General features: G+C 64.8%; 10 protein-coding genes. 8 read left to right on the top strand and 2 right to left on the bottom strand.

Going from position 1 to position 9,403, the window contains the following annotated elements:
- Nucleotides 1-107 precede the first annotated feature (107 nt).
- The gene (locus AC5Y5W_RS09570) at nt 108-755 is read left to right on the top strand and encodes an HNH endonuclease (RefSeq protein WP_499884405.1); all 648 of its coding nucleotides are present in this window, start codon (nt 108-110) and stop codon (nt 753-755) included.
- Between the two features lie 19 nt (nt 756-774).
- On the opposite strand, the gene AC5Y5W_RS09565 is transcribed toward AC5Y5W_RS09570, so the two are convergent.
- Nucleotides 775-1,695: a carbon-nitrogen hydrolase family protein gene (locus AC5Y5W_RS09565; RefSeq protein WP_500010387.1), complete on the bottom strand. Its 921-nt coding sequence runs from the start codon at nt 1,693-1,695 to the stop codon at nt 775-777.
- Nucleotides 1,696-1,798: 103 nt separating this feature from the next.
- On the opposite strand from AC5Y5W_RS09565, the gene AC5Y5W_RS09560 reads away from it, so the two are divergent.
- The 7 genes from AC5Y5W_RS09560 (at nt 1,799) to AC5Y5W_RS09530 (ending at nt 6,752) form a co-directional block, all read left to right on the top strand.
- On the top strand, nt 1,799-2,326 hold the full coding sequence (locus AC5Y5W_RS09560) for a helix-turn-helix domain-containing protein (RefSeq protein ID WP_500010386.1): 528 nt from the start codon (nt 1,799-1,801) through the stop codon (nt 2,324-2,326).
- A 58-nt stretch (nt 2,327-2,384) separates the two neighbouring features.
- Nucleotides 2,385-2,609 (top strand): aa3-type cytochrome oxidase subunit CtaJ, encoded by a 225-nt coding sequence (ctaJ, locus tag AC5Y5W_RS09555; RefSeq protein ID WP_500010455.1) that lies wholly within the window; start codon nt 2,385-2,387, stop codon nt 2,607-2,609.
- Complete coding sequence (locus tag AC5Y5W_RS09550; RefSeq protein ID WP_500010385.1) at nt 2,596-3,063, top strand: DUF5130 domain-containing protein; 468 nt, start codon at nt 2,596-2,598, stop codon at nt 3,061-3,063. The genes ctaJ and AC5Y5W_RS09550 overlap by 14 nt, the downstream gene beginning before the upstream one ends.
- A gap of 112 nt (nt 3,064-3,175) precedes the next feature.
- The gene (locus tag AC5Y5W_RS09545) at nt 3,176-3,868 is read left to right on the top strand and encodes a type VII secretion target (protein ID WP_500010384.1); all 693 of its coding nucleotides are present in this window, start codon (nt 3,176-3,178) and stop codon (nt 3,866-3,868) included.
- A 93-nt stretch (nt 3,869-3,961) separates the two neighbouring features.
- Entirely contained in the window at nt 3,962-4,456 is a 495-nt protein-coding gene (locus AC5Y5W_RS09540) for an EspA/EspE family type VII secretion system effector (protein WP_500010383.1), read from the top strand.
- 85 nt (nt 4,457-4,541) lie between these two features.
- Nucleotides 4,542-5,033 (top strand): hypothetical protein, encoded by a 492-nt coding sequence (locus tag AC5Y5W_RS09535; RefSeq protein WP_500010382.1) that lies wholly within the window; start codon nt 4,542-4,544, stop codon nt 5,031-5,033.
- Nucleotides 5,034-5,150: 117 nt separating this feature from the next.
- Nucleotides 5,151-6,752 carry an alpha/beta hydrolase gene (locus tag AC5Y5W_RS09530; RefSeq protein WP_500010454.1) on the top strand — a complete coding sequence of 534 codons (1,602 nt, stop codon included), beginning with the start codon at nt 5,151-5,153 and terminating at the stop codon, nt 6,750-6,752.
- Between the two features lie 26 nt (nt 6,753-6,778).
- Here the strand turns inward: AC5Y5W_RS09530 and pepN are convergent, their stop codons facing one another.
- Complete coding sequence (gene pepN / locus AC5Y5W_RS09525) at nt 6,779-9,346, bottom strand: aminopeptidase N (protein WP_500010381.1); 2,568 nt, start codon at nt 9,344-9,346, stop codon at nt 6,779-6,781.
- Nucleotides 9,347-9,403 lie beyond the last annotated feature (57 nt).

Raw genomic sequence — 9,403 nt, 5'->3', positions numbered from 1 at the left:
CCCGCGGTAGCCGGGGCACCGGTTGTTCACCGGATCGACCAGCGCAGACCCGCCAATTTGGCGTGCGGTCGATCGCGAATCATGGTGGACTGTTCGGCGGAGGACGTATGGCGCAGCATAAGAGACGCCGCGGCCACCGCAGTTCCGGTGTCGCGGCAGGGCTAACCGGCCCCGCAACCGGGTCATGCCTGCACAGCGTCGACAGTCCTCCGCCCACTGCGCGTGACGCTGGATCCATCTGGAATCGCCGGCGGGTGCTACTGCTGAACTCCACCTACGAGCCGCTGACCGCACTGCCGATGCGACGGGCGATCATCATGCTGATCTGCGGCAAGGCCGACGTGGTGCACGACGATCCGGCCGGCCCGGTGATCCACTCGGCAACCCGGTCGATCGCGGTGCCGTCGGTGATCCGGCTGCGATCCTATGTGCGGGTGCCCTACCGGGCCCGGGTCCCGATGACCCGCGCGGCGCTGATGCACCGCGACCGCTTCTGCTGCGCCTACTGCGGGTCCAAGGCTGACACCGTCGACCACGTGGTGCCCCGCAGCCGCGGCGGAGACCATTCCTGGGAGAACTGCGTGGCGTGCTGCTCGACGTGCAACCACCGCAAGGGGGATCGGCTGCTGGCCGAGCTGGGCTGGTCGCTGCGGTTGGCGCCCGCATCGCCGAAGGGCCAGCACTGGCGGTTGCTGTCGACAGTCAAAGAACTCGACCCGGCCTGGGCGCGGTATCTGGGTGAGGGAGCCGCGTAGCACTCAGGCGAAGCTTGCCTCACTTGGCTGCGACGTGACGCCGATACCAACGCCGCCCATGCCAGCGCTGGTAATGCCAGGTGGCAGCGGACAACCAGCCGCGTTGATGCAGCCAAAAGCCGGCCGGTGGTTCCAGGGTGGCGCTCTCGCGGCCGAGGGTGATTTCGCCGAGAACCACCCCTTCTCCTTCGTCGGCGCGACGTTCGGCGACGACTGTGCCGCTTGCTGTGGCGATCAGCGTTGAGCCTTCGAAATGACCCCGGTATTGCACCGGCAGCCACGGCATCGGACAGGACAGCGAGCCGGCGTGGGCGGCATGGAGGACCGGCGCACCCACATACTGCGAAAACGACGCCGCCGCGCGACGGGCTGTGGCGGCGTTGGCCTTCTCGAGTCGGACGAACATCGAGCGGGGTGTCCAGGGGGGAACCGACCACCACCCCGAGCCCGTCATGACCAGATCTACCCGGCCGCGTAGGCGTCGAACGGTTTGGGTGCGCATCAATTCCCAGCACACCGCCGCCCCGACCGCGCGCTCCCGGGTGTTCAGGACGCCGTCGTCGTCGCCGCCCACGTAGAACGCGTTCTCCCACATGGTGGGCAGGTCTTTGTTGTGACGTCCCACGACGCCGCCGCCATCAGCGAGCAGGTAGGCGTTGCGAACCTGGCCGTCAGGGTCGCGGCACAAAAACGAGCCTCCGACTAACGCCCCATGGCGAGCGGCCAGCGTGGTCAGTAGGTCGGTGGCCGCACCGTCTGGCGGCAGAGCGGCTGCGGCAAGCGACTTTTCGAACCCTATTCCGGTCGTGAAGAATTCCGGAAGCGCGATGACGGTGGCGCCTGCTTGGCCCGCTTCGTCGGCAAGCCGTTCGCAGGCGGCGAGATTGGCCGAGATATCGCCGAGTACCGCCTCTAACTGCACGGCAGCTGCAAGGACCATGCACCAGACGCTAACACAACGTCAACCATAAGACACAAGGTGTCCTATCGTTGAGCGTGTAAACTCCTGCTGTCGGAAGCCCGCTCGTGATGACGGAGGTGCGATGAGTGCTCTGCTGCGCTCAGTGCGTCTGCAGCGCGGGATGACGCTCGAGCAACTCGCCGAAGCGACCGGACTGACCAAGAGTTACCTCTCGAAGATCGAACGTCAGCGTTCGACCCCTTCGATCGCGGTGGCACTAGAGGTGGCCCGCGCGCTTGAAGTCGATGTAGCGCAGCTGTTCTCCAAGAATTCAGCGGATACGACGCTGTCGATCGACCGCGCCGAGGGACGCTCGGTGGACCGGTACCACGCGGTGGCGGCCGCCATGCTGGGAAAAGCCATGTCTCCCTTTATTGTTCATCCCACCCGTGAGTTCGGCGAGCATCCGCACCCAGTCCACGCTGGACAAGAGTTGGTGTTCATTCATTCCGGGACCGTCGAAATGCGTTGCGGAGATCAGACCGTCACGTTGGAAGCGGGCGACTGCGCATATTTCGACTCGTCACTTCCTCATCAGCTGCGCCGGATCGGACGTGTTCGCAGCGAGGCCATCGTCGTCACATGCACCGACCACAGTCGCAATAGGTAACGGCCGAGGCCCTTTCACTGCCAAGCAGCGGTGGGATACGGTTTGCGTCGTGAGCCTGATGGAGATCCACCTCTATTTCCTCGGAATCCCGTTGTTGCTGGTGATCGTGCTGGTGACGCTGATCTGGTCGCACAAGGGCGCCCATCCGGTGACCTACAAGTTGTCCGAGCCATGGACCCACCCGCCGATCCTGTGGGCCGCCACCGACGAGGCGGTCGGTGATGGTCACCATGGCCATGGCTCCGAATTGACCGTGGGAGGTGGCGCCAGTGGCAAGTGGTGAGATTGCGACCGTCGAACCCGCCGGGTTGCCCAGCGGCTCGGTGATCACCGCCAGTGGACGGATCTCCGGGGTCACCGAGCCCGGCGATGTGTCCGTGCACTACCCATTCCCGATCAAAGACCTCGCCACGCTCGACGACGCGCTGACCTATGGGTCGCGGGACTCCAATGCGCGGTTCGCGGTGTATATCGGCGACCTCGGCGACGACACCGCCGCTCGGGCCCGCGAAATCCTCGCCGACGTGCCGACACCCGACAATGCCGTGCTGGTGGCGGTCTCGCCTGACCAGCGTGCGATCGAGGTCGTTTACGGCTCGCAGCTGAGGGGCCGGGGAGCCGAATCGGCCGCGCCGCTGGGTGTTGCTGCGGCTGCGGCGGCGTTCAAGGACGGCGATCTGCTCGACGGGCTGATCAGTGCGGTCCGGGTGCTGAGTTCCGGTATCTCTCCGGCTTAGTTTCCCGTTCGACCCGGTCGGACAGGTGCGAAATTGCCGGTCTGACCCTCGTCTGCCCGCCCTTAGACTTATGCGCAGCGTAGGTGGGCGCAATCGCTGAGACGAGGGACACGTGACCCAAGAGAATCTGTTCATGGCGACCGACGGTTTGCGGGGGTTTGCTCAGACCCATGCAGACGTCGTATCGGGCGTGTCGGGGTTGCTCGGTTCGACCGCCCAGGCGACCGGTGTTGAGTTGACGCATGGACCGATCGCCTCAGCGGTGCATGCAGCCTTGGGCGGTGCGCTCGGCGCGCGGCAGGGCTCGATTCAAGGGGCAGTCAACGTTGGGAGGCACCTTTCGGAGTCTCTGCAGGCGGCAGCGCACGCCTACGACCAAGCCGACCAGGGCTCGGCGACCCGGCTGGGGGCGGCCGGGGAAGCGACCGGCGGTCCGGGCGGGCCAGGACAGGGCGCACCTGGTGGAGGCAAGGGTTCTGGAGCCGGCGGCGCCAGCCAGATGCTGGGGCAGCTAGGTCAGGTGGGAGGCCAGCTCGCTCAGGCGTTGGCGGGCCTGTTCCAAGGTGGACCCCAGGCACTGGGGCAGCTGGCTCAACCGCTGCTGCAAGGGGTTCAGCAATCCGTTCAACAGGCCGGCCAACTGGCGCAGCAACACGGCGAGCACGCCGCAGGCGATGTCGAAATGGTGTCGGAGAACCGTGATGAAGCAGCGCCCGGCGACAACACTCCGGCCGGTAGGGCGCCGACCGAACACGTGACGTTGGCGAGTGAGACCTCGCCAAAAACCGGGACCACGCCGCTTTAACGGCGCATTGGCACTCGAATAATTTCTGCTCAGAGCCCGGCGTTCGAGACCTTAGACTTATTCGGAGTTTGAGTCCCAGAGAGAGATGCCGGAGTGGGAGCGCTTGACGCCTTTATGTCCACCTGGTCTAACGCGCGTGCGACGTTAGGCGATGGAACACCGCAAGACGGCGCCGAGTTCGATCGCAGCGCTCAATTGCAGCAGGCGCAAAACGGCGTGAAATCGGCGGCGCCCGGGGCACACTGGACCGGCGCCGCGGCCGATGCGTACGGGGAAGCGAACAGCAAGCAAGGCCGAGTGCTCGGGCAGATGGCGGTGCTGGATCAGCGGCTCGGCGCGGAGGTCGATCGGTCTGCTGCGGTGGTGGCTGCGGGGCGCAACAACCTGGACGCGGTCAAACAGTGGGTCATCGATGCGGCCGCGTCGGTGCCGCCGGGTGCGGATCGGGAGCAGATGTTGACGCGGATCGCGCGCAAGGGAATTGCTGATGTCGCCGACGTGGTCCGGCAGTCCAACAGCGAACTCAGTGTGATCGGCGGGCGGATCCGCACCATCGGCAACGAATACCGGGCGCTGGGGCGGCAATAAGGACGGCAACCCGAAGATCACGATTCACATACCAGACCTGTGTGGTCAAGAGTTCACGATCCCGCCGCGGCCCTGAGGAAAATGGATGACATCGAGTTGGTTGCGGCGACGCTGGTTGTGGGTATTGACCGCCGCGATACTGGTGGCCAGCGGCGGCGCGGCGACCATCTGGGTTACACACGACCGTGCCACTCCGTTGAAAAAGGACTGCGCGGTTGTGGAAGACCTCGGCCGCCAATCGCACGAGTTGACGACGTGGATGAACACTGGCCTCGACGACGGCACGTTAGACGACCCAGGTGAGATCGTCGAGAGGGAATCGACGCTCGGTGACAAGCTGCGCGCCGCAGCGGGTTCGGTGACGACACCGGAGATGAAGAAACCGCTGACCACGTGGGCGGACGCCATGGGACTCAACGCACAACTGCAACGCGAGGCCAACAAGATGTCCGCAGAAGAGTATCCGCCCCGGGAGTGGATAGCCAACGTCCACAAATACAACACCATGACGGATGAGGCGCTCGACGCGCTTAACCGGCAATGCCCGGGGCTAAAGCAGGTGGTGCGCGGCTCCTGATTGCTATCCGCTACCTGACCGCAAATTTCCGACAAAGGCTTGGGGTGCGGGCTTTTAGACTTATGAGGGGACTGGTCGCGGGACAGGGGAGATTGGGTGGGAGCGCTTGCCATCTTTATGTCGACCTGGTCTGACGCCCGCTCCACGTTAGGAAACGGTGCTCCACAAGAGGGCGCAGCATTCGATCGTAGCGCTCAATTACGTTGGGCGCAAAGCGGTGTGGAGTCAGCGGCACCGGCGACGCAATGGACCGGTACGGCAGCCGATGCGTACACCGAAGCCAACAACACGCAGGGGCGCGTGCTGGGCCAACTGGCCGTACTGGATCAGCGGCTAGGCGCCGAGGTCGATCGCTCGGCTGCGGTGGTGTCTGCCGGACGACAGATTCTGGATGGTGTCAAGCAGTGGGTGCTCGACGCGGCGGCGTCGGTGCCGCGGGGCGCAGATCATGACCAGGCGCTGATGCCAATCACCCGCAAGGGAATTCGCGACGTGGCCGAGGTGATCAGGCAAGTCGACAGCGACCTCAACCTGATTTGCGCACGTATTCGTACCATCGGTCGCGAGTACGGGGCACTGGGTGTGAAAGACGGGACTGCGACGGTCGACGATTCGCTGTCCAAGCCGCTGCCGGGGGATCCAAAGCAGTTCCATGACTTTTGGGTGAAGCTGAGCCCGGAACAGCAAGAGCGGCTTTACCGCCGAGATCACAGCATCGGCAACCATCCCGGAATGCCGTTCGTCGACAAAGACAAATACAACCGACTGCACCTCGATGAGCTGACCAGGACCACACAGGCCGACGTCGACCGGATGCAACACCGTGTCGACGAGCTGGCGCGGCGAAGGTACATGGGTGATCACAGCGGTGCCGATGTCGACGAATTCACTGTCCTGGCACCGCAACTCCTGGCGGCACGGCACCGCCTCGAGGGGTACCGCGCCGTGCACACCGCTTTGGGCAAGGATGGGCTCAACCGCTACCTGGGACTGATCGACGATCAGGGCCGCGCCGCGGTCTCCATTGGCGAACCCGACCACGCCAAACGCAACGCCACCTTCGTGCCCGGCACCGGTGAAGACCTGCCCCGGCTGCAATACAGCGACGAGAGATCGCGTGCCATGTACGAGGCCGCCTTGCACGCCGACCCCAGTTTGCAGCCCGGCGATGTGGCGGTCACGACATGGATGGGTTATGACCGGCCGATGGATGTGACGCACGCAGCGTCGGCAGATCCCGCACTTGCGGGCGCGGAAGCATTGGATGCGTTCGAGAGTGGGATGCGGGCATCGCATGCCGGCCCGACATCGATTGACACGGTGATCGGGCATAGCTATGGCTCGTCACTGGTGGGTGCGGCAGCCTCGGGCGGGCATCACCTCGACGTGGACAACGTGATCGCGGTGGCCAGCCCCGGTGTACTGGTCGACCGTGCCGCCGATTTCAACCTGGCTCCCAACGCCCAGGTGTACGCCACCCGAGCAGTCAACGACATCATCGAACTAGGCCGCGCTGCCACCGAGTGGACGCTGGGAAGTGACCCGACAGCGCCGGAGTTCGGTGCCACGCTGCTCGACGCCGACCCCGGGCCCGTGGGAGGCCGTGGGCTTCCCGGTGTTGCCGCCCACAGCAGTTACTGGTCTTCTGGCAAGAAGGCGTTGGACAACTTCGGTGCCGTCATCGCCGGCGTCCCGCCGCCCTACCTCGGGCGGCAGTGACAGCGGCCCAATTGTCCCGCCACACGTCAATTCGCGCCGGCAGCATCGAACGCGCGGGCCTTCAGCGCCCGCTTCACTCCGGCCTGCCCCTCCAACACCAGCCTTCGCAACGCCGGCGGCAGCTCCGGGTCGGCCAGAAACTCATCGGCGGCAGCGACGCCGCCCTCACTGATGTCCCAGGACGGATACAGGCCCACCACAACGGTTTGCGCGACCTCGCTGGACCGGCGCTCCCAAACCCCCGGTATCGCCGCGAAGTAGCGTGCCGTGAACGGCTGGAGCAACTCGGCCTGTCCGGGGGAGACGAGGCCGGCGATGATCGAGCGGCCGGTGATGTTGGGCATCGTGTCGTCCTCGGTAACTTCGGTCCACGCCTTCTCCTTGACCGGCAACTGCGGACGCGCCGCCGCCGCTTGCGCACCGTGCCGCTTGCCGGCGGCGGTCGGATCGCGCTGCACCTCGGCATCGATGACATCCGCATCGATGGCACCGGATCTGGCCAGAGCGGTGACCACTCGCCAGCGCAGATCGGTATCCACGGCCAGCCCCGCCAACCCCACCTCGGCGGGATCGCCGGCGAGCAGCGCCGACAGCACCTCGATATGACGCTCGGACAGCACCGATGAACACAACGCGTTGACATACGCCAGTTGATGATCCGAGCCGGCTTCGGCATCGCGGCTCAACTCCAGTAGCCGATCGGCGAACGCCGGCCAGCCTTCTGCGCCCGCCCACTCTGGTTCGGCATACGACCCCAACGCGGCCTGCGCCTGCAGCAATAGCCGTTGTGCCACACCAACTTCGGTTTCGGCGACAACACCACGGCAAACCAGGGCCACGAAGTCGCGGGCCCGCAGTTCGGCATCGCGGGTCATCTCCCAGGCTGCCGACCACACCAAGGTGCGCGGCAGGGGGTCGGCGATATCGGCGATCCGCTGCAATGCGGTGTCCAATGACGAAGGATCCAGTCGCAGCGAGCAGTAGGTCAGGTCGTCGTCGTTGACCAGAATCAACTGCCCGCGTGATACACCGATCAACGCCGGGACGTCCGTACTCGGGCCGTCGACGTCCAGTTCTTCGCGATGCACCCGCACCAACCGGCCCGATCCGTCGTCGTCGTAAATACCGACTGCGAGGCGATGCACCCGTGTCTCACCGGCACCCGGCGCGGCACCGCTTTGGGCTACGGCGAACCGGGTGAACCGACCGTCGCCGTCGACGTCGAAATCGGCGCGCAGCGTGTTGAGCCCAGTGGTCTTGAGCCACTGTCGTCCCCAGTCGGACAAGTCGCGTCCCGACGACTTCTCCAGCGCGCCAAGTAGATCTGCGAACGTGGCATTGTCAAACGCGTGCTCGCGGAAGTAGTCGCGCAGACCGGCCAGGAAATGCTCCAGTCCGACGTACGCCACGAGCTGTTTGAGCACAGACGCACCCTTGGCGTACGTGATGCCATCGAAGTTGACCTCGACCGCGGCCAGGTCGGGAATGTCGGCGGCCACCGGGTGCGTCGAGGGCAGCTGATCCTGTCGGTAGGCCCACGACTTCTCGGCATTGGCGAATGTTGTCCACGCTTCGCTGAACTCGGTTGCCTCGCTTTGACATAGCACCGAGGCGAAGGTGGCGAACGACTCGTTGAGCCACAGGTCGTCCCACCATTGCATGGTGACCAGATCGCCGAACCACATGTGCGCCATCTCGTGCAGCACCGTTTCGGCGCGCCGCTCATAGGAGGCGCGGGTGACCTTGCTGCGAAAGACGTAGTCCTCCAAGAAGGTCACTGCGCCCGCGTTCTCCATCGCGCCGGCGTTGAACTCCGGCACGAACAACTGGTCGTATTTGCCGAATGCATACGGGGTGCCGAAGTGCTTGTGGTAGAAGCCGAATCCCTGCTTGGTCTGAGTGAAGAGCCGTTCGGCGTCCATGAATTCGGCCAGCGTCGCCCGGCAGAAGATGCCTAATGGAATCTCGCCGTGCTCGTCGACGTAGGTGTCGTCCCACCGGGCGTATGGTCCGGCGATCAGAGCCACCAGGTAAGTACTCATCCGCGGAGTGGTGACGAACGTGTGCACACCGTTGTCGACGGCAACGGTGGCACCGTTGGACACCACTTGCCAATGGCTCGGTGCGGTGACCGTGATATCGAAGGTGGCTTTGAGATCGGGCTGATCAAAGCAGGCGAACATCCGCTTGGCGTCCGCGGTTTCGAACTGCGAGTACAGATACACCTCGTCGTCGACCGGGTCGACAAAGCGGTGTAGACCTTCACCGGTATTGGAATACCGGCACGAGGCGTCCACCACGACGACGTTGTGCTCGGCCAGCCCCTTCAGTGCGACGCCGGTCGATTCGTCATAACCGGACACGTCGAGGTCGCGGCCGTTGAGGGTGGCGCTGTGAATCGTGTCGGCAGCGATGTCGATGACGGTGTCGGCGCCGGCGAGCGCACCGAAGTCCACGGTTGTCGTCGATCGGAAGGTGTGTTCGCCGGGCGCACCGTTGCCATCGGTCAAGTCCAGGCTGATGCGGTACCGGTCGACGGTGATGAGCGCTGCGCGTTCGACGGCTTGGTCGCGGGTGAGATTGGGAAGAACCACGTGTCCCAACTTAGCGGGGCGACAGCAGTTGAAAACCGTCCAGCACGGTTGCCGAGC

The organism is Mycobacterium sp. NGS51, assembly GCF_059812525.1.
The sequence above is the reverse complement of the archived record's forward strand: the minus strand, read 5'-3'. Positions and strand labels throughout refer to the sequence as shown.

What these genes read in the sequence shown, in the direction of transcription:
- AC5Y5W_RS09560 (WP_500010386.1), top strand. Translation starts at nt 1,799, where the DNA reads ATGAGTGCTCTGCTGCGCTCAGTGCGTCTGCAGCGCGGGATGACGCTC.
- AC5Y5W_RS09530 (WP_500010454.1), top strand. Translation starts at nt 5,151, where the DNA reads ATGTCGACCTGGTCTGACGCCCGCTCCACGTTAGGAAACGGTGCTCCA.
- ctaJ (WP_500010455.1), top strand. Translation starts at nt 2,385, where the DNA reads ATGGAGATCCACCTCTATTTCCTCGGAATCCCGTTGTTGCTGGTGATC.
- AC5Y5W_RS09565 (WP_500010387.1), bottom strand. Translation starts at nt 1,695, where the DNA reads ATGGTCCTTGCAGCTGCCGTGCAGTTAGAGGCGGTACTCGGCGATATC.
- AC5Y5W_RS09570 (WP_499884405.1), top strand. Translation starts at nt 108, where the DNA reads ATGGCGCAGCATAAGAGACGCCGCGGCCACCGCAGTTCCGGTGTCGCG.
- AC5Y5W_RS09535 (WP_500010382.1), top strand. Translation starts at nt 4,542, where the DNA reads ATGACATCGAGTTGGTTGCGGCGACGCTGGTTGTGGGTATTGACCGCC.